25 protein-coding genes are annotated in these 22,111 nt (G+C 64.3%); 10 read left to right on the top strand and 15 right to left on the bottom strand.

Features of this window, described 5'->3' with window-relative positions; translation table 11 throughout:
- Nucleotides 1–71: 71 nt before the first annotated feature.
- Nucleotides 72–395, bottom strand: coding sequence for a hypothetical protein (locus MESCI_RS03930; RefSeq protein ID WP_024502197.1), 324 nt, complete (start codon nt 393–395; stop codon nt 72–74).
- Nucleotides 396–570: 175 nt separating this feature from the next.
- On the opposite strand from MESCI_RS03930, the gene mbfA reads away from it, so the two are divergent.
- Nucleotides 571–1,554, top strand: coding sequence for an iron exporter MbfA (gene mbfA / locus MESCI_RS03925; protein WP_013528652.1), 984 nt, complete (start codon nt 571–573; stop codon nt 1,552–1,554).
- Between the two features lie 10 nt (nt 1,555–1,564).
- Here the strand turns inward: mbfA and MESCI_RS03920 are convergent, their stop codons facing one another.
- From MESCI_RS03920 to MESCI_RS03910, 3 genes are all read right to left on the bottom strand, one after another.
- Nucleotides 1,565–1,909: an antibiotic biosynthesis monooxygenase family protein gene (locus MESCI_RS03920; protein ID WP_013528651.1), complete on the bottom strand. Its 345-nt coding sequence runs from the start codon at nt 1,907–1,909 to the stop codon at nt 1,565–1,567.
- The gene (locus tag MESCI_RS03915) at nt 1,906–2,238 is read right to left on the bottom strand and encodes an NIPSNAP family protein (protein WP_013528650.1); all 333 of its coding nucleotides are present in this window, start codon (nt 2,236–2,238) and stop codon (nt 1,906–1,908) included. The genes MESCI_RS03920 and MESCI_RS03915 overlap by 4 nt, the downstream gene beginning before the upstream one ends.
- A 64-nt stretch (nt 2,239–2,302) precedes the next feature.
- Nucleotides 2,303–2,518 (bottom strand): DUF1127 domain-containing protein, encoded by a 216-nt coding sequence (locus tag MESCI_RS03910; protein ID WP_013528649.1) that lies wholly within the window; start codon nt 2,516–2,518, stop codon nt 2,303–2,305.
- Nucleotides 2,519–2,586: 68 nt separating this feature from the next.
- On the opposite strand from MESCI_RS03910, the gene MESCI_RS03905 reads away from it, so the two are divergent.
- Nucleotides 2,587–3,261, top strand: coding sequence for an ArsR/SmtB family transcription factor (locus tag MESCI_RS03905; protein ID WP_013528648.1), 675 nt, complete (start codon nt 2,587–2,589; stop codon nt 3,259–3,261).
- Nucleotides 3,262–3,337: 76 nt separating this feature from the next.
- Here the strand turns inward: MESCI_RS03905 and ligD are convergent, their stop codons facing one another.
- Together ligD and ku are read right to left on the bottom strand one after the other, a co-directional pair.
- A complete protein-coding gene (gene ligD / locus MESCI_RS03900; protein ID WP_013528647.1) occupies nt 3,338–5,851 on the bottom strand; it encodes a DNA ligase D in 2,514 nt (837 codons plus the stop codon).
- A 13-nt stretch (nt 5,852–5,864) separates the two neighbouring features.
- Complete coding sequence (gene ku, locus MESCI_RS03895; protein ID WP_013528646.1) at nt 5,865–6,734, bottom strand: non-homologous end joining protein Ku; 870 nt, start codon at nt 6,732–6,734, stop codon at nt 5,865–5,867.
- Between the two features lie 377 nt (nt 6,735–7,111).
- Here ku and MESCI_RS32205 point away from each other — a divergent pair, with 377 nt between their 5' ends.
- Together MESCI_RS32205 and MESCI_RS03890 are read left to right on the top strand one after the other, a co-directional pair.
- Nucleotides 7,112–7,252 (top strand): hypothetical protein, encoded by a 141-nt coding sequence (locus MESCI_RS32205; protein WP_013528645.1) that lies wholly within the window; start codon nt 7,112–7,114, stop codon nt 7,250–7,252.
- A gap of 179 nt (nt 7,253–7,431) precedes the next feature.
- Nucleotides 7,432–7,893, top strand: a complete 462-nt coding sequence (locus MESCI_RS03890; protein WP_013528644.1) for a thiol-disulfide oxidoreductase DCC family protein — start codon at nt 7,432–7,434, stop codon at nt 7,891–7,893.
- Between the two features lie 15 nt (nt 7,894–7,908).
- On the opposite strand, the gene MESCI_RS03885 is transcribed toward MESCI_RS03890, so the two are convergent.
- From MESCI_RS03885 to MESCI_RS03875, 3 genes are read right to left on the bottom strand one after another with little or no spacing between them, the layout of a single operon-like run.
- Nucleotides 7,909–8,292: a DUF1850 domain-containing protein gene (locus MESCI_RS03885; RefSeq protein ID WP_013528643.1), complete on the bottom strand. Its 384-nt coding sequence runs from the start codon at nt 8,290–8,292 to the stop codon at nt 7,909–7,911.
- Nucleotides 8,289–10,409 carry a TRAP transporter permease gene (locus MESCI_RS03880; RefSeq protein ID WP_013528642.1) on the bottom strand — a complete coding sequence of 707 codons (2,121 nt, stop codon included), beginning with the start codon at nt 10,407–10,409 and terminating at the stop codon, nt 8,289–8,291. The genes MESCI_RS03885 and MESCI_RS03880 overlap by 4 nt, the downstream gene beginning before the upstream one ends.
- Nucleotides 10,410–10,423: 14 nt before the next feature.
- Nucleotides 10,424–11,383 carry a TAXI family TRAP transporter solute-binding subunit gene (locus tag MESCI_RS03875; protein ID WP_013528641.1) on the bottom strand — a complete coding sequence of 320 codons (960 nt, stop codon included), beginning with the start codon at nt 11,381–11,383 and terminating at the stop codon, nt 10,424–10,426.
- A gap of 257 nt (nt 11,384–11,640) precedes the next feature.
- Between MESCI_RS03875 and MESCI_RS03870 the strand changes: the two genes are divergently transcribed.
- On the top strand, nt 11,641–11,994 hold the full coding sequence (locus tag MESCI_RS03870) for a YciI family protein (protein ID WP_013528640.1): 354 nt from the start codon (nt 11,641–11,643) through the stop codon (nt 11,992–11,994).
- Nucleotides 11,994–13,238 carry an RNA polymerase sigma factor gene (locus MESCI_RS03865; RefSeq protein ID WP_013528639.1) on the top strand — a complete coding sequence of 415 codons (1,245 nt, stop codon included), beginning with the start codon at nt 11,994–11,996 and terminating at the stop codon, nt 13,236–13,238. Before MESCI_RS03870 ends, MESCI_RS03865 begins: the two co-directional genes overlap by 1 nt.
- 3 nt (nt 13,239–13,241) lie before the next feature.
- On the opposite strand, the gene MESCI_RS03860 is transcribed toward MESCI_RS03865, so the two are convergent.
- The 6 genes from MESCI_RS03860 to hrcA all read right to left on the bottom strand — a co-directional run bounded on the left by MESCI_RS03860 (nt 13,242) and on the right by hrcA (nt 18,835).
- The gene (locus MESCI_RS03860) at nt 13,242–13,868 is read right to left on the bottom strand and encodes a glutathione S-transferase family protein (protein ID WP_013528638.1); all 627 of its coding nucleotides are present in this window, start codon (nt 13,866–13,868) and stop codon (nt 13,242–13,244) included.
- A 129-nt stretch (nt 13,869–13,997) separates the two neighbouring features.
- Nucleotides 13,998–14,978 (bottom strand): cysteine synthase A, encoded by a 981-nt coding sequence (gene cysK, locus MESCI_RS03855; RefSeq protein WP_013528637.1) that lies wholly within the window; start codon nt 14,976–14,978, stop codon nt 13,998–14,000.
- Between the two features lie 196 nt (nt 14,979–15,174).
- Entirely contained in the window at nt 15,175–15,792 is a 618-nt protein-coding gene (locus tag MESCI_RS03850; RefSeq protein ID WP_013528636.1) for a LysE family translocator, read from the bottom strand.
- Nucleotides 15,793–16,064: 272 nt separating this feature from the next.
- Nucleotides 16,065–17,417, bottom strand: a complete 1,353-nt coding sequence (locus MESCI_RS03845; RefSeq protein ID WP_013528635.1) for a PQQ-dependent sugar dehydrogenase — start codon at nt 17,415–17,417, stop codon at nt 16,065–16,067.
- Nucleotides 17,418–17,515: 98 nt separating this feature from the next.
- Nucleotides 17,516–17,713, bottom strand: a complete 198-nt coding sequence (locus tag MESCI_RS03840; protein ID WP_013528634.1) for a hypothetical protein — start codon at nt 17,711–17,713, stop codon at nt 17,516–17,518.
- Nucleotides 17,714–17,737: 24 nt separating this feature from the next.
- Complete coding sequence (gene hrcA / locus MESCI_RS03835; protein WP_013528633.1) at nt 17,738–18,835, bottom strand: heat-inducible transcriptional repressor HrcA; 1,098 nt, start codon at nt 18,833–18,835, stop codon at nt 17,738–17,740.
- 157 nt (nt 18,836–18,992) lie between these two features.
- On the opposite strand from hrcA, the gene rph reads away from it, so the two are divergent.
- The 4 genes from rph (at nt 18,993) to hemW (ending at nt 22,110) form a co-directional block, all read left to right on the top strand.
- Complete coding sequence (gene rph, locus MESCI_RS03830) at nt 18,993–19,709, top strand: ribonuclease PH (protein ID WP_013528632.1); 717 nt, start codon at nt 18,993–18,995, stop codon at nt 19,707–19,709.
- 183 nt (nt 19,710–19,892) lie between these two features.
- On the top strand, nt 19,893–20,303 hold the full coding sequence (locus MESCI_RS03825) for a glyoxalase/bleomycin resistance/extradiol dioxygenase family protein (RefSeq protein WP_013528631.1): 411 nt from the start codon (nt 19,893–19,895) through the stop codon (nt 20,301–20,303).
- On the top strand, nt 20,303–20,950 hold the full coding sequence (gene rdgB, locus MESCI_RS03820) for an RdgB/HAM1 family non-canonical purine NTP pyrophosphatase (RefSeq protein WP_013528630.1): 648 nt from the start codon (nt 20,303–20,305) through the stop codon (nt 20,948–20,950). Before MESCI_RS03825 ends, rdgB begins: the two co-directional genes overlap by 1 nt.
- A complete protein-coding gene (gene hemW, locus MESCI_RS03815; RefSeq protein WP_013528629.1) occupies nt 20,947–22,110 on the top strand; it encodes a radical SAM family heme chaperone HemW in 1,164 nt (387 codons plus the stop codon). The genes rdgB and hemW overlap by 4 nt, the downstream gene beginning before the upstream one ends.
- Nucleotide 22,111: the final 1 nt, after the last annotated feature.

Here is a 22,111-nt window from a genome sequence, read left to right as displayed (position 1 = left end):
AATCTCCCCCACGTGGGGGAGATGTCCGGTAGGACAGAGGGGGGCGCCGTCCCGCCGCCGTCTCACGAGTTTCACCCCAACAGCGTCCTCTGCCTCTTGCTCCCGCCCAGCTTGCGCCAGTTGTTGAAGCGGTGGCTGGCGGCGGCAAAGGATATCTTCATCTGCTGGGCGACCGAATAGCGCGACTTGCCCTCGTCGAACATGCGGTAGCAGCACTCGACGCCTTCCTCGGTCAGTTTGCCGTCCGGCGCCTTGTTGTGCGGATTGGCGGGGTCGAATTTCTCGACCTGCTGCTCGACCAGGCCTTTCAGGCGCTGCAGATCGGCCTCGATGCTGGCGATGAGATCGAGAACGGGCTTTGGGTCATAGGGATGCGGAGGCTGTTTTGCCGTCATCTGCGGGTTCCTTGTTCTGGCTGGGTTGAATTATATAGGTGAACATTCACTGATAATGAAGGGGTCGGCCCGGCATGCGCGCTTCAACAATTCTTGACCGCGACCCAAGCGCGCAATTGACCGGAGGCACCTTGAGCCCTAGTTTAGAACTATTCTAAACTAGGGTGAATTCCTCATGCTTTCCCGTGTTTTCGGCTTCGGCCGCCGCCCCTTCGAATCGCTTTCCGAACAGGAGATCCTGGCGCTGGCCATTTCGTCCGAGGAGGATGACGGTCGCATCTATCGGGCTTATGCCGACGGCCTGACGGAAAACTTCCCCCAATCGGCAAAAGTGTTCGAGGAGATGGCCGAGGAAGAGGATGGCCATCGCGATTCGCTGATCGAGCTTTTCCGCAAGCGTTTCGGCGAGCGCATTCCGCTGATCCGGCGCGAACATGTGAAGGGCTATTACGAGCGCAAGCCCGACTGGCTGGTCCGGCCGCTCGGCATCGAGCACGTGCGCAGCCAGGCCGAGGCGATGGAGCGGCAAGCCTACCTTTTCTATGTCGAGGCTGCCAAGCGCACGGCGGATGCCTCGACGCGAAAACTGCTCGACGATCTGGCGGTGGCCGAACTGGGCCATGAGACACTGGCGCAGCGGCTGGAGCAGAAACATGTGCCGGGCGAAGTGAAGGATGAAGAGACCGCCGCCGAGCAGCGCCAGTTCATCCTCACCTATGTGCAACCAGGGCTGGCCGGGCTGATGGACGGATCGGTGTCCACACTGGCGCCGATCTTTGCTGCGGCCTTTGCCACGCATGACACCTGGCAGACGCTGCTGGTCGGGCTTGCCGCCTCGATCGGCGCCGGCATTTCGATGGGCTTCACCGAAGTCGCTTCAGACGACGGCAAGCTGTCGGGCCGCGGCTCGCCGCTCAAGCGCGGTCTGACCGTCGGCATCATGACGACGCTGGGCGGTCTCGGGCATGCACTCCCCTATCTCATTCCGCATTTCTGGACGGCGACTGGGGTTGCCGCGGTGGTGGTGTTCTTCGAATTGTGGGCGATCGCTTTTGTCCAGAACCGCTACATGCAGACGCCCTTCCTGCGCGCCGCCTTCCAGGTGGTGCTGGGCGGCGCCCTGGTGTTCGCGGCCGGCGTGCTGATCGGGAATGCGTGAGTAGCCTCACTCACCCATTCACCGCCCGACTGTCGGCCGGCGCCTCGTCCCTTTCCGTCAGCCCATAGTCCCTCACGACATGGGCGATGCGCAATCGGTAGCCGGCAAAGATGCCGCCGCGACCGGCCTTCTGCGCCTGCCGGTGTTCCTCGGTGTTGCGCCAGTCCTTCACGGCTTCCTCATCTCGCCAGAACGACAGCGACAGGATGCGGTTCGGATCGGCCAGACTCTGAAAACGCTCGATAGAGAGAAAGCCGTCAATGCCGTCGAGCAGCGGACGCAGGTCCGCGGCGATGCTCAGATAGGCATCGCGCCGACCCTCCGCCGGCTCGACCTCGAAGATGACGGCAATCACGGCAGCACCAGTTTCGCGTGCGGGCCTGAGGCCAGTTTCAGGAACATGCGATCCTCCTTCAGGATGAATCTCTCGCGTTTCGCGAACTCGTAGTTTGCCTTGCCGGCGGGATCGGCGGCAAGCCGGGCGCGATAGGCTTCGTAGGCGGCCAGGCTTTCGATGTTATAGGCCGCATAGGCGGTCGTCGCCGAGCCCTCATGCGGCGCGTAATAGCCGATCAGATCGGCGCCGCAGCGCGGAATGGCCTGGCCCCAGTTGCGCGCATACTCCTCGAAGGCGGCCTTGCCGAACGGGTCGATCTCGTAGCGGATGAAGCAGGTGATGGTCATTGTGGTCTCCTCGGGGCTGCGTCAATAGGTTGAACGGCATCGAAACGTCGTGCCGACTGGTCTGCTAGGGCTGCCAGAAGGACTTCGCGCATTCGCGGCGCACCTCTTGCCGCGTCAGGCCAAGGTCGCGCAGCTGATGGTCGTCGATCTCGGCAAGGTCGAGACGCTGCAGATGGCGGCCATACCAGCGGGCCAGCAGCCGCGAACGCAACCAGCTGACGAACGGGAAGAACCGACGGCTGTGGAGCGGGGTTGAGGGGAAAGCGGTTCGTGCGGCCATCGTCGTCTCCTTGATCTCACCGGAGAATAGTGATTATCTGACAAGAACGCTTCGATGAGGAACGAACTATGCGCGAAGGACCCGACATCGCCCGCATCGCCAGCCTGGTCGGCGACCCGGCACGGGCAAACATGCTAAATGCCCTGATGGGCGGCACGGCGCTGACGGCAAGCGAGCTGGCGCTCGAGGCCGGCGTCTCGCTGCCGACCGCCAGCTCGCACCTGGGCAAACTGATGGAAGGTGGGCTGCTCACGGTGGCGAGCCAGGGCCGGCATCGCTATTACGGCCTCGCCGGACCGCAGGTGGCGGGCATGATCGAAGCCATCACAGGCGTCGCGGAAGCCGTCGGTCCAAAGCGTGTGCGGCCGGGTCCGCGCGATGCAGCGATGCGCGTGGCGCGCGTCTGCTACGATCACCTCGCCGGCGAGCAGGCAGTGGCGATGCTCGACCGGCTCGTCGCCAAGAACGTACTGGTCCGCGACGAACAAGAGATCAGGCTCGGGCCATCGGCGGCTTCGCATTTCGCCGCGATCGGCATCGACGTCTACACCAAGCCGCGCCGGCCGGTATGCCGCGCCTGCCTCGACTGGAGCGTGCGCCGTTCGCACCTCGCCGGCACGCTGGGCGCCGCCATCCTCGACAAGATCCTTGCCGAGAAATGGGCGCGCCGCGAGAAGGACAGCCGCGCGGTGATTTTCTCGCTGCCGGGCAAGCAGGCTTTCGAGAAGGTGTTTCTGAGCTGAGAGGCCGACGCTGATTTCGTCACGCCGGCAGGCCAGAGGGGGCGCGAAGGATCGCTGCGCTGGCAAATTGCGCGAACTACCCCCGCTTCAACGTCTTCCCCTGCTTGAAAAATTCCCTCCACGGATCGGCTTTCGCCAGCTGCTTCAGCGTCGTCTTGTCGCCGATCGGGAAAGCGTTCGGCGGCAAGCCGGCCTCGATCTCTGGCCAGGTCACCGGCATCGACACGGTGGCGCCCTTCTTGGCGCGCGAGGAATAGGGCGCGACCGTCGTCGAGCCCCTGCCGTTGCGCAGATAGTCGACGAAGATCTTTCCCGTGCGCGCTTTTTTCGACAGCGTCGCCGTGTAGCGGTCGGGGGCACCCTGCTCCAACGCGCGGGCAAAGTCATGGGCGAAGCCCTTCACCGCATCCCAATCCGCCGCCGGTTTCAGCGGCACCAGCACGTGATAGCCCTTGCCGCCCGAGGTCTTGACGAAATTCGGCAGCGACAGCTCGTCGAGCTTGCCCCGGATATCGAGTGCCGCCTCGCGGACCGCCTTCACATCGACACCTTCATCGGGATCGAGATCGAAGATGATCTGGTCGGGCTTCTCGATCTCATCGATCGTGCACCCCCAGATGTGGATCTCGACCACGCCATACTGGACCAGTGCGGCAACACCATCGAAATCCCGGATGAACAGGATTTCCTCGCCGTCGGTCGGGTCCTTCATGCGCGCGATCTTGTCGCTCATGCCAGCCGAGGCATGCTTCTGGAAGAAACGCTGGCCGCCGACACCGTCCGGCGCCCGCACCAGGCTGAGCGGCCGGTTGACCACGAACTGTTCCATGCGCGGCCAAACCTGTGCGTAATGGTCGAGCAGGCCCTGCTTGGATATGTTTTCGTCCGGCCACAGCAGCTTGTCGGGATGCGAGAGTTTGACCGTGGTCGTCATCGACCCGGCGGCTTTGCCGCCTGATGCCGGCTTGGCCGTGCTCTTGCCTGTCGATGGCATGCCTGTCGCCGCTTTGGGCTTTTCCTGCACGACTTCCTCCGCCGGCTTGTCCTCGCGCAACCCCTGGAACGAGGCGTGGCGTATTATACGGTCCGAGGTCCAGCTGCGAAACTCCACTTCGCCGACAAGTTCAGGCTTGACCCAGACCAGGCCCTTGCCCTTCGGCACGGCGGTGGAGAAGGGCGATGATTTTGCCGTCAACGCATCGAGTTTTGCCTTCAGCTCATTGGCGCCCTTGCCCGAAAAACCAGTGCCGACGCGGCCGGCATAATGCAGCTTGCCGCCCTCGTGGAAGCCGACCAGGATCGAGCGCAGGCCGCGCCCGGTCTTGTCCGACGGCAGGTAGCCGCCAATGACGAACTCCTGCCGCGCCGTGCATTTCGACTTCACCCAGGTTGGGCCGCGGCCGCTGCGGTACGGTGCATCGGCACGCTTGGAGACGACGCCTTCCAGGCCCATCCGGCAGGCATGCTCAAGCATGATCTTGCCGGGTTCGGCGAAATGGTCGCTGAAGCGGACCGCCGCATTGTCGGAGTGTTCGCCGAGCAGTTCCTGCAAGGCCTGCTTGCGCTCGACCAGCGGCTCGCGCCGCAAATCCCTTCCATCGAGGCGCATCAGGTCGAACACGTAATAGATGAAACGATTGGTCCGCTTCGCCGACAGGTCTTGCTGCAGCAGCGCGAAGGACGAAACACCACTGTCGGCCAACACCACCACCTCGCCATCGAGGATGGCGTCGCTGCACTTCAGCCCGGCCAACTCCGCGACGATCTCGCCGCCGAATTTCTTCGTCCAGTCGAGGCCGGTGCGGGTCAGCAGCCGCACATCGGTGCCGGCGATCTGCGCCTGCATGCGATAGCCGTCGAACTTCACCTCATGCAGCCAGTCCTTGCCCGGCGGCGCATCGCGCTCGAGCGTGGCCAGCTGCGGCTCGATAAAGTCGAGGCGTTTGCCGGCTTTTGTCTTGACGGCGGCCGGCTTGTTGGAATGCCAGACTTTCGGCTTCTCGCCCTTCGCGGTCTTGCCCTCGCCGACCTCCTCGATGGTCAGGCCCGATTTCACCGATTCAGGCGCTTCCTTGAGGATGTCCTCGCCGGGACGCGCTGCGGCATCGTCCGACTTGATCAGCAGCCAGTTGTCGCGCTTTTCACCCGCACGCGGCTTCAGCCGCACCAGATGCCATGCCCCATGCAGCTTGTGTCCCCTGAGCTCGAAGCTGATATGGCCCTTTTTCATCGCCTTGGCCGGGTCGATCTCGGGAATCCAGGTGCCCTCGTCCCAAACGATAACCGAACCGCCGCCATATTCGCCCTTGGGAATGGTGCCTTCGAACGGCGCATAGTCGATCGGGTGATCCTCGACATGGACAGCCAGTCGCTTCTCATGCGGGTCGAGGCTCGGGCCGCGCGTCACCGCCCAACTCCACAGCACGCCATCATGCTCGAGCCGCAAGTCGTAATGCAACCGCGTCGCGGCATGCTTGTGGATGACGAAGATGCCGCCGGCCTCGCCCTGCTTGGTCCGGGCGACCTTGCCGGCCGGTTCGGCGGTTTTCTTGAAATCGCGCTTGGAGTGATATTGTTCGAGGCTGGCCATCCGTTGGGGTTCCTCACGCCGATTTGCGTTTGGGCGCGCTGGCTTTCGACTTGGCGCGTTTGGCCGCTGGCCTGGCCTTCGCCGACGAAGATGTTTTCGATGACCCGGAGTCCGACAGGCTCTTCTTCAGCGCGTCGAACAGATTGACGACATTGGAAGGTTTGGGCGCCGCCTTGGCCTTCGGCGCCTTGTGGCCGGCCTTCTTGGCGCGGATCAGCTCCAGCAGCGCGTCCTCGTATTTGTCGTCGAATTTCGAGGGATCGAACTTCGTCTTCTTCTTGTCGATGATCAACTCGGCCAGATCGGTCATCTCCTGATCGGTCTTCACGGGCTCGATGTCGCCGAAGACGGTGTCCGGTTGCCGCACCGTGTTGTCGTAGCGCAGCGTCGTCAGCACCATGCCCTTGCCGAGCGGTTCGATCACCACCGGCCGTTCGCGTCGGTAGAGCACGATACGCGCCAGCCCGGCCATCTTCTTGCCCGCCATCGCATCGCGAATGACGGCGAACGCCTCTTCCGACACCTTATCGGCCGGCGCCACATAGTAGGGCGTGTCGAGATAGATCTGCTGGATCGAAGCTTTGTCGACGAAGCCGTCGAGCGCCATCGTGTGCGAGGATTCGATCTGCACCGCCTCGATCTCGTCTTCCTCGATATGGATGAAATTGCCATCGTCGAGTTCATAACCCTTGATCTCGTCCTCCTCCTCCAACGGCTTGCCGGTTTCGGCATCGACATAGAGGCGCTTCACCGTGTTGCCGGTCTTGCGGTTGAGAATGCGAAACGAGACCCGCTCCGTATGGGTGACGACATTGGTCAGTTCGACGGCACAGGTGACCAGCGAAAGCTTCAGATAGCCTCTCCAGGCCGGACGCGGCGCCATGATATCTTCCCTTCAGAACCAGATGAAGGTGAGAACGGACAGATCGCGCTCCAGTTCCGCGCTCCCGCGCCGATCTGGATGCCAAGGGGCCGCCTGAGTGGTTCTGGCCGCCAGCACGGAAATTTCGCGGGCTCGGCAAAAGTTGAAACAGAACCGCGCGCAGGCGACATTCAAACGAAACATATGTGATGCAGAAGTCACATTGGCCGGAATGCCAACCAACTGCACGGAAAGACCCCGAATCAGCCGCATTCCAGCCACGAAGCAAGGCATTTTCGACCAGATATTAACATCACGTTCACCGACTATTCACGCCTCGACGCTATGATGACCGCAATTCGGAAGGGACATCCGAAAATCGGGACAGGGACAAGGTAATGAACTTCCTCGCGCACCTCATCGGCTATGCCGCCGCCATCCGCGAATTCGTCGCGCCGACCTACCGGCCCGAACGCTATTACATGCGCGGCCCCGGCCCGGCCTGCGCCCGTCGCGGCAACTCGCTGGGCGCGCACTGATCATGGCTTTCGAAAATCGCCACAACAGCCGGATCTGCAGGCCGGCCGCCTCTACCCGCGCCACCACCTATCGCGCCGAGCGTCCCGCTCTCGCCGACAGGCGCCGTGCGACATCGCCACGGCTTTGATACCATCGCTGGCCGGCTTAGTGTCATAGGACACGAGCAGCCGAGGCCAGCGTGACGGACCATCCTCAACCAGTTCGACCCCAGTCAACTCGTCCCTTCGAAACAGTTCTCGACTCACGCCATCCATTGATCGTTTTCGATGGCGTCTGCGTGCTCTGCTCCGGTTTCGTGCGCATGGTGGTCAGGCTCGACCGCCAAGGCCGTTTCCGCTTCGCCACCGCGCAGTCGCCCTTCGGTGAAGCGCTGTTCCGGAAGCATGGACTGCGCACCGACTCTTACGAAACCAATCTCGTCCTGATCGACGGCGTCGCCTTCACGCGGCTGGACAGTTTTGTCGCCGTCATGGCGGAACTCGGCTGGCCTTGGCGGGCGGCCAAGGCACTGTTGCTGTTGCCGCGCCCGCTGCGTGGTTGGCTCTATGATCGCATCGCCAGGAACCGCTACGCCCTGTTCGGCAGGAAGGATGCTTGCGACATTCCTTCTCCGGAGCTGCGCAAGCGGTTCCTTGGCTGAGGGTGTGGCTATGCGCTACCGCGGCTGGCTCGTGCCATCCGGCCGGCACGGCTCGAGCACGATCGGTCCGCCTGCCGTCCTCCCCAATTCCCGGCAGCCCTGAACCGTGCACAGTGTCCAGCCGTCGCTGGTTGCACCTGAAGCGGCGAGCACGACGCGCCGCTGCGGGCCGACATCAGGCGCATAGCTCCACCAACCCTCCTTCAGCACCGCGCCTTCCGGTGGCTCCATGCCGGCGCCCGAGCCCTCGATCCGGGCTTCGACCACCCGCAGGCCGGAGGACGTGACCTTCCAGTCTTCTTGCCAGCGCGTCCGTTCCACCGAATGCGTCCAGGACAGCGTGAAGGCGGCGACGGAGAGCGTTACCGTCTTGCCCGCGGCCAGGATGCACAGGCTCATGTTCTGACTGAAGCCTGCCGCGCGCGAAAACAGTGCCAGCCGATCCAGGCCAGCGCCAGCACCCAGCCGGCCTCGTCGGTGAGCGGCACCGCGGCGACCAGCAGCACGCCGGCCGCGAAGGCGACGAGCCGCTCCCACCACGCCATGCGGGTGACCAGAAAACCGACGGCGGCGGCACCCCACAGCACGATGCCCATGCACGCTTTTGCGACGATGTAGGCGACCTCGACGGGATAGCCGAACTGGGCGGCGATCGGACCTGCGTCCTGCAGCATCAGCGCCGGCGTGTAGACCGCCATGAACGGCACGACGAAGCCGGCAATGGCCAGCTTGGTCGCCTGGATGCCGATTTTCAGGCCGCTTTCCCTGGCCATCGGTGCGGCGGCGAACGCCGCCAGCGCCACCGGGGGCGTCAAATCGGCCATGATGCCGAAATAGAACACGAACATGTGGCTGACCAGCAGCGGCACGCCAAGCTCGAGCAGCGCCGGCCCGGCCAGCGACGAGGTGATGATGTAGTTGGGAATGGTGGGAATGCCCATGCCCAGCACCAGGCAGGTGACCATGGTCAGCACCAGCGACAGGAACAGATTGTCCTCGCCGATCGAGATGATCCAGCCGATGAAGGTCGAAGCGATGCCGGTCAGCGTCAGCGTGCCGATGACGATGCCGACAATGGCGCAGGCAATGCCGACCGGCAGCGCGTTCTTGGCGCCTTCGGCGAGCGAGTCGACACAGATTTGCAATGTCTCGCGGCCGCCCTTGAACGTGAAGCAGGCGACGACCAGTGCGGCGATCACCAGGCCGAGGAGGTTGACGCCGAACTTCATGAACGAAGCGGCGGCAAGCCCGAGCGCGATCCAGAAGACGATGCGGAAGGCCAGCGGCCCGATCGCTGCCGCCAACGGCGTGCCGAGGATGAGCACGATGGTCAGCGCCAGGCCCATCGTGCCGGCGAAGATCGGCGTATAGCCGGCAAACAGCAGGTAGATGAGCGCGGCCAGCGGCAGCACCAGCGGCCAGTGTTGCCGCACCGCGTCCCACGGATTGGGCAGCTCGGCCTTGGCCATGCCGTGCAGGCCCGCCTTGCCGGCTTCCAGATGCACCTGCCAGAAGCAGGCGCCGAAATAGAGCAGCGCCGGGATGATCGCCGCCTTGACCACTTCGGCATAAGGCACGTTCAGCGTCTCGGCCATGATGAAGGCGACCGCACCCATTACCGGCGGCATGATCTGGCCGCCCATCGAGGAGGTCGCCTCGACGGCGCCGGCAAAAGCCGAGCGGAAGCCGAAGCGCTTCATCAGCGGGATGGTGAACTGGCCGCTGGCCACCACATTGGCGACGCCCGAGCCGGAAATGGTGCCCATCAGCGCCGAGGACAGCACGCAGACCTGCGCCGGGCCGCCGCGCCACGAGCCGACCAGGCCAAGCGCGAAATCGTTGAACAGCGCGATCATGCCGGCGCGTTCTAGAAAGGCGGCAAAGACGACGAAGATGAAGATGTAGGCGGCCGAGACATAGATCGGCGTGCCGTAGATGCCTTCGGTGCCGTAGGCGAAGGTGTCGACGAGCTGGGCGAAATCATAGCCGCGATGGATGAGCGGCGGCGGCAAATGGTTGCCGAAAAAGCAGTAGGCGAGAAAGATGAAAGCGATGACCGCCAGCGGCAGGCCCATCAGCCGCCGCGCTGCCTCGAAGACCAGCACCACCAGCACCGCGCCGACGATGAGGTCCGGCGTGGTCAGGAAGCCGGAGCGGCGGATGAGATCGGTGTAGAACACACAATTGTAGAGGCCGGTGCCGAAGCCGAGCGCCCCGAGCGTCCAGAACGCGGCTTTCGCCGGCATGCTCTTGGCGCGCAGATTGGCGATCAGACCAAAGCCGAGCAGCAGCAGGAAGCCGACATGCATGGCCCTCACCACCTGGCTCGGAATGCTGCCATAGGCGGCGACATAGATCTGGAACACGGAAAAGGCGACGGCGATGAGAAAGGCGGCCTTGCCCGCAAGGCCGTCGCCGAAGCCCGGCGGCAGCCCTTCGACCTGTTCTTCGACGGCAGGCAGATGGAAGGTGGCGGATTTGCCGTCGGTTGATGTTCCAGACGTTGCTTCGGTCATCCGACGGACCCGCCCTACTTCAACAAGCCCTTCTCCTTGTAGTATCGCTCGGCACCGGGGTGCAGCGGCACCGGCATGCCGTCGAGCGCCTTGGCCGGGTCGATCGCCTTGGCGGCGGCATGCGCCGCGGCCAGTTGGTCGAGATGGTCGAACATCAGCTTGGTCATCTGGTAGGCGGTCTCGTCGGAGACATCGGCGCGGGTGATGAGGAAATTGCCGACGGCGGCGGTGGCGACATCCTCGCTTTGGCCTTCATAAGTGCCCTTGGGAATGACCACCGACAGATAGGGCGCGCCGATCTTGGCGACGTCCTCGGCCGGCACCGCCACGACATTGATCGGCACGGAGGTGGCGAGGTCGCGGATCGAGGCGACGCCGAGTCCGGCCGATTGCAGCGTGGCGTCGAGCTGCCGGTTCTTGATCAGCTCGACCGATTCGGCGAAGGGCAGATACTCGACCCGGCCGAGATCCTCATACTTCAACCCGGCGGCGGCGAAGATGGCGCGGGCATTGAGCTCGGTGCCGGAGGCCGGCGCGCCGACCGACAGGCTCTTGCCCTTGAGGTCGGCCAGCGTCGTGATACCGGACTCCCGGCTGGCGACGATCTGGATGTAGTTGGGATAGATGGCTGCGATGCCGCGCAACTTATCGAGCTTGCCGGGGAAACCGGCCTCGGCATTGCCTTCGGCGGCCAGCTTCACGGAATCGCCCAGCGCAAACGCGATCTCGCCCTTGCCCTGCTGCAACAGATTGAGGTTTTCGACCGAAGCCTTTGTTGCCTGCACCTGGGTGCGGGCGCCTTCGATGCCCTTGCCGTAGATTTCCGACAGTGCCACGCCGAGCGGATAATAGACGCCAGATGTGCCGCCGGTGAGCACATTGATGAATTCCTGCGCCTTGGCTGAAACAGCGCTCAGGCCAAGCGACAGCGCCACGGCGCCGGCCGCAACAAGTTTCGTCCTGAAATGGAACATCTGATTTCCTCCCTGAAATAGCAGCCGCATCACCTCCCTGACGCGAACAGAAGCGAGTTTAGACAGCGAGATGGAAATGCCAACCCGCAATCCCATGCGTTAGACGAATGGTTGAGTGCGGGATGCACAGATGGCCGCTTGCGTGAAATGTCTTCGGAGCCGAAAGATTTTTCCAATGCCTGTCGAAATCGGCCAGGGCCGCGCGACATACGTCCGGCTCGCAAACGAAGCAGCCTTCGAAACAACGGGAGAAGACCATGCGATACATGCTTTTGATCTACGTCAATGAAGCCGCGATGGCGGCCGCGCCGACCGATAAGACCTACGAGATCAGCGCTGCCTATGGCGCGTATACCGATGCGTTGAAGAAATCCGGCGCCTGGCTGGCCGGCGACCGGCTGAAGCCGACCCAGGCCGCCACTTCGGTGCGGATGGTCAATGGCAAGACCAACGTGCTCGATGGCCCCTATGCCGACACCAAGGAGCAGCTTGCGGGCTTCTACATGATCGAGGCCGAGGATGCCGATGCCGCTATCGCCTGGGCGGCGCGCTGCCCCGCGGCCAGCGCCGGCACGGTCGAGCTGCGGCCGATCTGGGAACAGACCATGTGATGGAAAGTGGCCTGGAGATCGCGCGGGCGGCAGCGGAAACCGCCGCCCGGCAAAGCTACGGCAAGCTTGTCGCCTGGCTCGCGGCCCGCACGCGCGACGTGGCCGCAGCCGAGGACGCGCTGGCCGATGCCTTTGCCGCCGCCCTCGAACGCTGGCCAAGAACCGGCGTACCCAAGAAACCGGAAGCCTGGCTGCTGGCGGTGGCAAGGCGGCGCCGCGTCGATGCGGTGCGGCGCCGGCTGACCAGCGAGGCCGGCCGCGAGCATCTCAAGCTGATTGCCGAGGAAGCGGAGGCGCGCATGACCGACGAAGACCTGCCCGACGAGCGGCTGCGGCTGATGTTCGCCTGCGCCCATCCGGCGATCGAATCGAGCGTGCGTTCGCCGCTCATCCTGCAGACGGTGCTGGGGTTCGACGCCGCGACGATCGCTTCCGCCTTCCTGGTCTCGCCGGCAACGATGGGCCAGCGCCTGGTGCGAGCCAAGTCCCGAATCCGTGAAACCGGTATTCCGTTCCGCGTGCCGGAGCAGGCCGAACTCGGCGAACGGCTGGATGCGGTGCTGGAAGCGATCTACGCCGCCTTCGCCGAAGGCTGGTCCGACCCGGCGGGCACCGAGACACGAAGGCGCAATCTGGCGACCGAAGGCATTTGGCTCGGCCGGCTGGTGGCTTCGCTGTTGCCGGAGGAGCCGGAGGCGCTGGGCCTCCTGTCGCTGATACTGTTTGCTGAGTCGCGCCGCGCCGCACGGCGCAGCGCCGCCGGCGACTTCGTGCCGCTGGCGGAACAGGATTGCCTTCTATGGGACCGCGCCCTGATCGATGAGGCGGAGGCGCTGCTTTCCAACGCCGCGGCCAAGGGCATCATCGGCCGCTACCAGCTTGAGGCGGCCGTGCAGTCCGCGCATGCGGCACGACGGCTGACCGGCCGCACCGACTGGGCGGCGATCCGCGAGCTCTACGATGCGTTGCTTTCGATCGCAGGATCGCCGGTGGTGGCGATAAACCGCGCGGTGGCGATCGCCGAGGCCGAGGGCGCAGTGGCGGGATTGGCGGCCCTCTACGTGCTGGGCGACGACAAACGGCTTGATGACTATCAGCCCTATTGGGCCGCACGCGCCGGTCTCCTGGCCAGGCTTGGTCAGGTACCGCAAGCCTGCGAAGCCTATGACCGGGCGATCGGCCTCGAGCGCGACCCGGCGGTGCGCCGCTTCCTGCAGGAAAAGCGGGCAGTGCTCAGAAATTGAGCTTCAGCCCGGCCACATCTCGTGCGAGGTGTTGAGCGTCTTCATCAGCGGATGGTCGCGCAGCCGCGCCCACAGGCGTTCAATGTTCGGCCATGCCGTCCGCGCGCTGTCGATGTCGGGATGCCAGGCCACCAGCATGACCAGATAGATGTCGGCCAGCGACATCCGGTCGCCGAGCAGCCAGTCACGGCCTTCGAGCGCGGCATCCAGAACGGCAAAGCCACGGTCCATCTCGGCCACGGCTGCCTGCTTGACCGCCTTGGTGCCTTCGGGATCGGCAGTGTAGCGGTATGCGTAGTAGAAACGCAGCACCGCCGGATAGAGCACCGACGACATGAAGGCCATCCAGCGCAGGAAATCGGCGCGGGCAGGCGCGTCTGCTGCCGGCGCCAAATTGGCATCGGGATGACGCTCGGCAAGCAGGATGCAGATCGCCGCCGATTCCGTCATCGAGCTTCCGTCCGGCAAGGTCAGCACCGGCACCTGGTTCAACGGACTGATGTCGAGGAAGGCGGGGTCGGGCCGGTCGGTCTTCGGCACGTCGATCTGCTCGAACTGTGCATTCGCCAACGCCAGCGCTGCCTCGACGACGAAGCCGCCGCTGCCAGGACGGGTATAAAGCTTGTACATAGAATTCTCCCCCGGCCGCGCAAAGCAGGCCGGGGCGATATGAACCGGAAGCGGTGCCGCGCTCAAGCCGCCGATGGCGGCCACGCGCGTTTTTTCAGCGGGCCAGCTTGGACGCGAAGGAGCGTCGGACTACGATCCCAGCCCCTCGAACAGGATTGTCGACAGATAGCGCTCGGCGAAGGACGGGATGACCACCACAAGATTTTTGCCCTTGTTCTCCGGCCGCGAGCCGACGACGATGGCCGCCTGCAGGGCGGCGCCCGAAGAGATGCCGACCGGCACGCCTTCGAGGCGGGCGACGAGGCGGGCATTGGCCACCGAATCCTCGTTCGACACCTTGACGATCTCGTCATAGATCGTCGTGTCGAGGATCTTGGGCGCAAAACCGGCGCCGATGCCCTGGATCTTGTGCGGGCCGGGCTGGCCGCCCGACAGAACCGGCGAGGAGTCGGGCTCGACGGCGACGACATGCACGGAGGGCTTGCGCTTCTTCAGCACCTGGCCGACGCCGGTGATGGTGCCGCCGGTGCCGATGCCGGCGACGAAGATATCGACCTCGCCATGCGTATCGTTCCAGATTTCCTCGGCCGTCGTCGTGCGGTGGATTTCCGGATTGGCCGGGTTCTCGAACTGCTGCGGGATGATCGCATTGGGGATCGTCGCTGCCAGTTCGTCGGCCTTGGCGATGGCGCCCTTCATACCTTTCGGACCCTCGGTCAGCACCAGCTCGGCGCCGAGCAGCGCCAGCATTTTCCGGCGCTCGACCGACATTGTTTCGGGCATCGTCAGGATCAGCTTGTAGCCCTTGGCCGCGGCGGCGAAGGCAAGCGCGATGCCGGTGTTGCCCGACGTCGGTTCGATCAGCGTTGTCTTGCCGGGAGAAATCTTGCCTGATGCCTCAAGCGCCTCGATCATCGCCACGCCGATGCGGTCCTTGACCGAGGCGATCGGATTGAAGAATTCGAGCTTGGCGATGAGATTGGCGACGATGCCCTTTTCCCTGGCGAACTTGTCGAGCCGCACCAGGGGCGTGTCGCCGATCGTATCGGTGATGGAATTGTAGACGCGGCCGCGGCCGGGCACGCGGGCTGATGTGGCGGACTTGTTCATTTGTTTCGCTCCCAGAACTTCAGGCGAGTAAGGATTTCAGGCAGTGGAATTGCAGCCGGCAAGATAGGGCCTTCGGTCGCGCAAGATAGACTGTCGGCTGAAAATATCCGAGTGGGACCTGTGTCTAAAACCGTGCCGTCCCGGAAAAGCATTTCTCGCAAAGGCCCGTTTGCGAAATGCTTTGGCGGAAAGCTCTCTATTGCCGAGCGGCAATCGCTGCAGCAGCACCGACCATGAAGCCGGCCGCCGTGCGGTTCAGCGCCTTGAGCGCGCGGGGCGATTTCAGAAACCAGCGCGCCTTGGCCGCCAGCGCCAGATACGGCACCAGCACCACCAACAGCACGACAACGGTCAGCGCGACGAGGATGCCGTAATCCGCCAGCGTGATGGTTTTCAGGTCGACGATGGTCGGCGTGATCGCGAGATAGAAGATCATCGTCTTCGGATTGCCGAGGGTAACGGTCAGGCCGGCGGCAAAGCTCGACAGCAAGCCGCCCTTGCCTTTTCCGGCCTCGACGGTCTCGGGCGTGATGCCGCTGTTCCAGAAGCGCCAGCCGAGAAAGGCGAGATAGGCGACGCCGAGCCATTTGATGGCCAGGAAAACCATGCCGAAGGATTGTGCGACGAAGGCGAGGCCAAGCACCACGGCGGTCAGATAGGTGATGTCGCCAACCATCAGGCCAAACGACATCGCCAGCGACGAGCGGAAGCCTGAGCCGAGCGCACGGGCGACCAGCGCGGTGATGCCGGGACCAGGAATCGCGGCGGCGATGCCGAGGGCCGCACTATAGGCGAGGAATCCGGTAAGGGTCATGGCACTGGTCTCGGATCAGAGCGTTTTATTGCATGGGACAGGCCAAGATTGAATTCCCTGGGGCCGGATTCTATTGCACCAGATATCGAGGGCTCGCCTTACGAAGCCCCCTCATCCGGCCGCTTCGCGGCCACCTTCTCCCCGAGGGGAGAAGAGACGGGCGCCAGCGTCTGCTGACTCCTCTCCCCTCGGGGAGAGGTCGGATTGTCCCGAATTGCTCTTCGCAATTCGGTTGGCAATCCGGGTGAGGGGGCCTGCGTTACCTGAGCAGATCAGGACGGACCGTCGCCATGGGTGACACGCCAGATGGTGCCGTTGCCGTCCTCGCTGACGATCAGCGCACCGTCGCTCGCAATCGCCACGCCGACCGGCCGGCCCCAGACCTCACCGTTGGAAACGACGAAGCCGGTGATGAAATCCTCATACGCGCCGGTCGGCTTGCCGTCCTTGAACAGCAACCGCACCACCTTGTAGCCGGTCCTGTTGCCGCGGTTCCATGACCCGTGCAGAGCGACGAAAGCATCGCCTTTATATTCGGCTGGAAAGCTCTTCCCCTCGTAGAAGGCGATGGTGAGCGGCGCCGAATGCGCCTGCATCAGCACATCGGGAACGGTCGTTTTGCCGGCAAGATCGGGGCGCTCACCCTTGTGGCGCGGATCCTCATTGTTGCCGATATAGTACCAGGGCCAGCCATAGAAAGCACCCTCCTTGACCACGGTCGCGTATTCGGGCGGCACATTGTCGCCAAGCGCATCGCGTTCGTTGACGACGCACCACAGCGCGCCGGTCGCCGGCTGCACAGTCATACCCGAGCAGTTGCGCAAGCCGGCGGCAAAGATGCGGCCGTTCTTGCCATCGGGATCGAAGGCCAGCACGTCGGCGCGGCCGTCTTCAGAACCCCAGGCTGCACCCAGCGGCTGCGATTTCGCCCAGGCATCGAGTCCGCCTCTCGGCTCCCGGCCCATGTCCTCGGCGACATTCGATCCCGAGCCGACCGAAAGGTAAAGCGTCTTGCCGTCCGGCGAGAAGGCGATATCGCGGGTCCAGTGATGACTGGCGGGGATGTTGCCGACGATGGTTTCCGGGTCGCCGGAGGCCTTCAGGTCGCCATTGCGGTAGGCAAAGCGCACGATGCTGTCGCTGTTGGCGACATAGACCCATTGCGGGTCAGCGCCCGGCGGATAGAAGGCAATGCCATAGGGCCGGTTGAGATTGCCGGCAAAGATGCGGTCCTGCGCCGGCTTCGCACGGCCTTCGGCGAGGCGATAGATGCGGACCTGGTTGGCTTTGCTGTCGGCGACGAACAGGTCGCCATTCGGTGCGACGCGTACGACGCGTGGATTGTCGATGCCCGATGCAACCAGCTCGGCCGAGAAACCCGGCGGCAGTTGCAGCTTCGCGTCTGCCGGCATGTCCGCGATGCCGGCGCTGTTCGAGGTCGACCGGGTGGCATTGGGCTTGGGCAGATCATCCGGTCTGATCAGCCGGCGGGTGCCCGGCTTGTCCGCTCGCCAGTCGCCGAAGGCAGCCGCGCCTTTCAGCACCGGTTCGTCCGCCTGCTGGGCGAATGAAGCGGTCGAGAGAAACAGTGCGGCGGAAAGTGCGGGGCCGGCAAAACGCATCATTCGGTCCTCCAGTGTTCGGGCGTGAAAACAGGAACGACCGGTTTCGTCGATCGTTCCACGGCACACGATGAGGTGAAGGAAGCTTGCGGTTTTCCGGTTCAGGTCCCGGCGGCGTAGAAATCGTCGTCGAGGCGTTTTTCCAACTCGACGAGGTCAGCCGGCAGCGGCAGGCCCATGGCGCGCATTTCCCGTAGCTTTTCGCGCAGCTGCTCCTGGATCTCGTGCTGGTCTTCCGGCTGGTTGACCATCTCCTCCAGCAGCAGGCTGATCCGGGCCTTGAATTCTTCGAGCGCCATCGTCGTCTCCTCGGTTGGATCAGCTCAGCGCAGCATGCGTGAAATCAGCTGCGCCGTATAGTCGACCATTGGGACGATGCGCGCGTAATTCAGCCGGGTCGGGCCGATGACGCCGAGCGCGCCGACGACGCGGGCATCCTTGTCGCGATAGGGGGCGACGACCAGCGACGAGCCCGACAGCGAAAACAGCTTGTTTTCCGAGCCGATGAAGATGCGCACACCCGAGCCCTGCTCGGCGAGGTCAAGCAGCTGGATAAGCCCGTCCTGCGTCTCCATGTCCTCGAACAGATGGCGCAGCAGCTCGATGTCGGCCTGGGCGGTAACGTTTTCAAGCAGATTGGCACGCCCGCGCACGATGAGCCGTGCCGGCAGGCCGCTGTCGGCGCCGGCCCACACCGCCAGCCCCTTCTCCACCAGGTCCTGCGACAGCGTGTCGAGCGCGGCCCTGGTTTCTTCCTTAATGCGAGCGATCTCGATCCGCGCCTCGGCCAGCGTGCGGCCGCGTATATGGGCGTTGAGGAAATTCGAGGCCTCGTGCAGTTGCGAGACGGTGATCCCGGCGGGCAGGTCGACGACGCGGTTTTCGACGTCGCCATTCTGCGACACCAGCACCGCCAGCGCCTTCGTCGGCTCAAGCTGGATGAATTCGATGTGCTTCAGCGCCACCTCGTTCTTGGCGGCCAGCACCAGGCCGGCGCCGCGCGACATGCCCGACAGCATCTGGCTGGCCTCGGTCAGCATGTGCTCCAGCGTCGCACCGGAGCCGGACGCCCGCACCTGTGCCTCGATGGCGCGGCGCTCCTCGTCGGAAAGGTCGCCAAGCTCCATGAAGGCATCGACGAAGAAACGCAGGCCGGCCTGTGTCGGCAGCCGGCCGGCCGAAATGTGCGGCGCGTAGATCAGGCCGAGATGCTCGAGGTCGCTCATCACGTTGCGGATGGTCGCCGGCGACAGCGAGGACGGCAGGATACGCGACAGGCTGCGCGATCCCACCGGTTCACCGTCCCTGAGATAGGAATCGACGATGCGCCGGAAGATGTCGCGGGAACGCATGTCGAGCGCCTGGAATACTGGCGACTGAAGCGCGGGCGACTGCGAAGCGGGATCGACTGCCTTGGTCATACGGCCAAAAACCTCCGGCCCAAGGATATAGACTTACACTGCACCCGCGCAACCCGGTGTCTGTGTCCGATCGTCAGGCCATTTTCCTTTGCGCCACGCGTCCCATGCGGTTACAAGCCGGCCAAGATTCCGAAAAATGACAAGAAAGCAGCCCTGAATGCGCCCTTCCAAACGCCAATTCGACGAAATGCGTGCCATCTCCTTCGAGCGTGGCGTCTCCAAGCATGCCGAAGGCTCATGCCTGGTGAAGTTCGGCGACACGCATGTCCTGTGCACGGCCAGCCTCGAGGAAAAAGTGCCGGGTTGGATGCGCAACTCCGGCAAGGGCTGGGTGACGGCGGAATACGGCATGCTGCCGCGCTCGACCGGCGAGCGCATGCGCCGTGAGGCTTCGGCCGGCAAGCAGGGCGGCCGCACGCTGGAAATCCAGCGGCTGATCGGCCGCTCCTTGCGCGCCGTGGTCGATTTGCAGGCGCTGGGCGAACAGCAGATCACCGTCGACTGCGACGTCATCCAGGCCGATGGCGGCACCCGCACCGCCTCGATCACCGGCGGCTGGGTGGCGCTGTATGACTGCCTGCGCTGGATGGAAGCGCGCCAGATGGCCAGCGTCGCCAAGGTGCTGAAGGATCATGTCGCTGCGATCTCCTGCGGCATCCATGACGGCCAGCCGGTCATCGACCTCGACTATATCGAGGATTCCGCGGCCGGCACCGACGCCAATTTCGTCATGACGGGCAAGGGCGGCATCGTCGAGATCCAGGGCACCGCCGAGGGCGAGCCTTTCTCCGAGGAGCAGTTCGCGGACCTGATGGGCCTGGCCAAGAAAGGCATCCAGCGGTTGGTGAGTTTGCAGCAGATGGCAGTGGCTTAGTTTTTAGATGTCGAGCCTGAGCGCCCCCCTCTGGCCTGCCGGCCATCTCCCCCTCAAGTGGGGAGATCGGATGTCGTCTAGGGCTTCGCCAATCTCCGGCGTTGTAGGGTGCGCGGCAATGCAGAAGCTGCCAATCTCCCCACCTGAGGGGGAGATGGCCGGCAGGCCAGAGGGGGGCGCCTCGTGACACCCTCCGCGATCCTGGAATCGGCCCTCTACGTCACAGACCTGCCCGCCGCCGAAACCTTCTACACCGACATCCTCGGCCTCAATCTCCTCGGCAAGGTCGACGGCCGCCACCTGTTCTTCCGCTGCGGCCCCGGCGTGCTGCTCGTCTTCAACGCCGAGGCAACCAAAATCCCGCCGGCGCCCGGCGCGAGACTGCCGGTGCCGCCGCATGGCGCGGTCGGCCAAGGTCATCTCTGCTTTGCGGCGACCGCCGATGAAATCGCCGGCTGGAAAGCGCATATCGAGGCAAAGAAGATCGCCATCGAGAGCGAATTCGAGTGGCCGCAGGGCGGCCGTTCGATCTATATACGCGACCCCTCGGGCAATTCGATCGAATTCGCCGAGCCACGAATCTGGGGCCTTTGATGCATTCTCTCGATGGCAAGAAGATCGTCGTCGCCAGCCATAATGAGGGCAAGCTGCGCGAATTCGCCGACCTGATGGGACCGTTCGGCTTCGAAGCGAAGTCGGCCAGGGAGTATGGCCTGCCGGAGCCGGACGAGACCGGCACCACCTTCGAGGAGAACGCCTACATCAAGGCGCTCGCCGCCGCCAAGGCGACCGGCCTGCCGGCGCTATCGGACGATTCCGGCCTGTGCGTCGACGCGCTTGACGGCGCGCCCGGCGTCTACACCGCCAACTGGGCCGAAACCCCGGACGGTTCGCGTGACTTCGGCATGGCCATGCAACGCACCGAAGTGGCGCTGCAGGAGGTCGGCGCCGCCTTGCCGGAGCAGCGCAAGGGACGCTTTGTCGCCGTCATCTGCCTGGCGTTTCCCGACGGCGAGGCGGAATATTATCGCGGCGAGGCCGAGGGCACGCTGGTCTGGCCACCGCGCGGCGAGCTCGGCTTCGGCTACGATCCTGTGTTCCTGCCCGATGGCTTCGAAAAAACCTTCGGCGAAATGAGCGCCGAGGAAAAGCATGGCTGGAAGCCCGGCCAGCCGACGGCGCTGTCGCACCGCGCCCGCGCCTTCCAGAAATTCGCCAAGGCGAGATTGGGCTCGGCATGAGCATGCTGCTCGACCGGACGCCCGGCTTCGGCGTCTATGTCCACTGGCCGTTCTGCGCGGCCAAATGCCCCTATTGCGACTTCAACAGCCATGTCCGCCACCAGCCGGTCGACCAGGAGCGCTTTGCCGCCGCCTTCGAGGCCGAACTGGCGACGATGCGCGAGCGCACCGGGCCGCGCGAGGTGACCAGCGTTTTTCTAGGCGGCGGCACGCCCTCGCTGATGAAGCCGGAAACCGTGGCCAGGGTTCTGGACGCCGTGGCGAAGAACTGGACTGTGCCTGCCGGCATCGAGGTGACGCTGGAGGCCAATCCGTCCTCGGTCGAGGCCGAGCGCTTTCGCGGCTACCGGGCAGCCGGCGTCAATCGCGTGTCGCTCGGCGTGCAGGCGCTGAACGACAAGGATTTGCGCTTCCTCGGCCGGCTGCACAATGTCGAAGAGGCCCTGCACGCCATCGGCCTCGCGCGGGAAATATTCCCAAGGCTGTCCTTCGACCTGATCTACGCCCGCCCCGGCCAGACGCCGGAGGCTTGGGCATCGGAGCTGGAACAGGCGATCGGCCATGCCGCCGACCATCTGTCGCTCTACCAGCTGACCATCGAGGAAGGCACGCCCTTTCACGCGCTGCATGCGGCGAAGAAATTCATCATTCCCGACAACGACCATGCCGCCGACCTCTATGCGCTGACGCAGGAGATCACCACGGCACACGGCCTGCCGGCCTACGAGATTTCCAACCACGCCAGGCCGGGCGCCGAGAGCCGGCACAACCTGACCTACTGGCGCTATGGCGAATATGTCGGCGTCGGGCCGGGCGCGCATGGCCGCTTCGTCGAGAACGGCCGGCGCACGGTGACAATCGCCGAGCGGATGCCGGAAACCTGGGCCAATCTGGTCGAGGCCAAGGGCCATGGCGTCACCGGCGGCGAGATCCTGACGCGTTCGGAAGAGGCCGACGAATTCCTGCTGATGGGCCTGCGGCTGGCCGAAGGCATCGACCTCGCCCGCTACGAGGCGTTCTCCGGGCGCGGCCTGTCGAGCGCGCGGTTGTCGATGCTGCAGGGCGAAGGGCTGGTGGCGCCGATCGGCAATGCGCGCCTGCGCGCCACGGCCGCCGGCATGATCGTGCTCGACGCGGTGGTCGCCGATCTGGCGCGCTAAC

Origin of the sequence: Mesorhizobium ciceri biovar biserrulae WSM1271 (assembly GCF_000185905.1) — a bacterium.
In the GTDB taxonomy this organism is placed as follows: Bacteria; Pseudomonadota; Alphaproteobacteria; order Rhizobiales; family Rhizobiaceae; genus Mesorhizobium; species Mesorhizobium ciceri.
The sequence above is the reverse complement of the archived record's forward strand: the minus strand, read 5'-3'. Positions and strand labels throughout refer to the sequence as shown.

What these genes read in the sequence shown, in the direction of transcription:
- MESCI_RS03930 (WP_024502197.1), bottom strand. Translation starts at nt 395, where the DNA reads ATGACGGCAAAACAGCCTCCGCATCCCTATGACCCAAAGCCCGTTCTC.
- mbfA (WP_013528652.1), top strand. Translation starts at nt 571, where the DNA reads ATGCTTTCCCGTGTTTTCGGCTTCGGCCGCCGCCCCTTCGAATCGCTT.
- MESCI_RS03915 (WP_013528650.1), bottom strand. Translation starts at nt 2,238, where the DNA reads ATGACCATCACCTGCTTCATCCGCTACGAGATCGACCCGTTCGGCAAG.
- MESCI_RS03910 (WP_013528649.1), bottom strand. Translation starts at nt 2,518, where the DNA reads ATGGCCGCACGAACCGCTTTCCCCTCAACCCCGCTCCACAGCCGTCGG.
- MESCI_RS03905 (WP_013528648.1), top strand. Translation starts at nt 2,587, where the DNA reads ATGCGCGAAGGACCCGACATCGCCCGCATCGCCAGCCTGGTCGGCGAC.
- ligD (WP_013528647.1), bottom strand. Translation starts at nt 5,851, where the DNA reads ATGGCCAGCCTCGAACAATATCACTCCAAGCGCGATTTCAAGAAAACC.
- ku (WP_013528646.1), bottom strand. Translation starts at nt 6,734, where the DNA reads ATGGCGCCGCGTCCGGCCTGGAGAGGCTATCTGAAGCTTTCGCTGGTC.
- MESCI_RS32205 (WP_013528645.1), top strand. Translation starts at nt 7,112, where the DNA reads ATGAACTTCCTCGCGCACCTCATCGGCTATGCCGCCGCCATCCGCGAA.
- MESCI_RS03885 (WP_013528643.1), bottom strand. Translation starts at nt 8,292, where the DNA reads ATGAGCCTGTGCATCCTGGCCGCGGGCAAGACGGTAACGCTCTCCGTC.
- MESCI_RS03880 (WP_013528642.1), bottom strand. Translation starts at nt 10,409, where the DNA reads ATGACCGAAGCAACGTCTGGAACATCAACCGACGGCAAATCCGCCACC.
- MESCI_RS03875 (WP_013528641.1), bottom strand. Translation starts at nt 11,383, where the DNA reads ATGTTCCATTTCAGGACGAAACTTGTTGCGGCCGGCGCCGTGGCGCTG.
- MESCI_RS03870 (WP_013528640.1), top strand. Translation starts at nt 11,641, where the DNA reads ATGCGATACATGCTTTTGATCTACGTCAATGAAGCCGCGATGGCGGCC.
- MESCI_RS03865 (WP_013528639.1), top strand. Translation starts at nt 11,994, where the DNA reads ATGGAAAGTGGCCTGGAGATCGCGCGGGCGGCAGCGGAAACCGCCGCC.
- MESCI_RS03860 (WP_013528638.1), bottom strand. Translation starts at nt 13,868, where the DNA reads ATGTACAAGCTTTATACCCGTCCTGGCAGCGGCGGCTTCGTCGTCGAG.
- cysK (WP_013528637.1), bottom strand. Translation starts at nt 14,978, where the DNA reads ATGAACAAGTCCGCCACATCAGCCCGCGTGCCCGGCCGCGGCCGCGTC.
- MESCI_RS03850 (WP_013528636.1), bottom strand. Translation starts at nt 15,792, where the DNA reads ATGACCCTTACCGGATTCCTCGCCTATAGTGCGGCCCTCGGCATCGCC.
- MESCI_RS03845 (WP_013528635.1), bottom strand. Translation starts at nt 17,417, where the DNA reads ATGATGCGTTTTGCCGGCCCCGCACTTTCCGCCGCACTGTTTCTCTCG.
- MESCI_RS03840 (WP_013528634.1), bottom strand. Translation starts at nt 17,713, where the DNA reads ATGGCGCTCGAAGAATTCAAGGCCCGGATCAGCCTGCTGCTGGAGGAG.
- hrcA (WP_013528633.1), bottom strand. Translation starts at nt 18,835, where the DNA reads ATGACCAAGGCAGTCGATCCCGCTTCGCAGTCGCCCGCGCTTCAGTCG.
- rph (WP_013528632.1), top strand. Translation starts at nt 18,993, where the DNA reads ATGCGCCCTTCCAAACGCCAATTCGACGAAATGCGTGCCATCTCCTTC.
- rdgB (WP_013528630.1), top strand. Translation starts at nt 20,303, where the DNA reads ATGCATTCTCTCGATGGCAAGAAGATCGTCGTCGCCAGCCATAATGAG.
- hemW (WP_013528629.1), top strand. Translation starts at nt 20,947, where the DNA reads ATGAGCATGCTGCTCGACCGGACGCCCGGCTTCGGCGTCTATGTCCAC.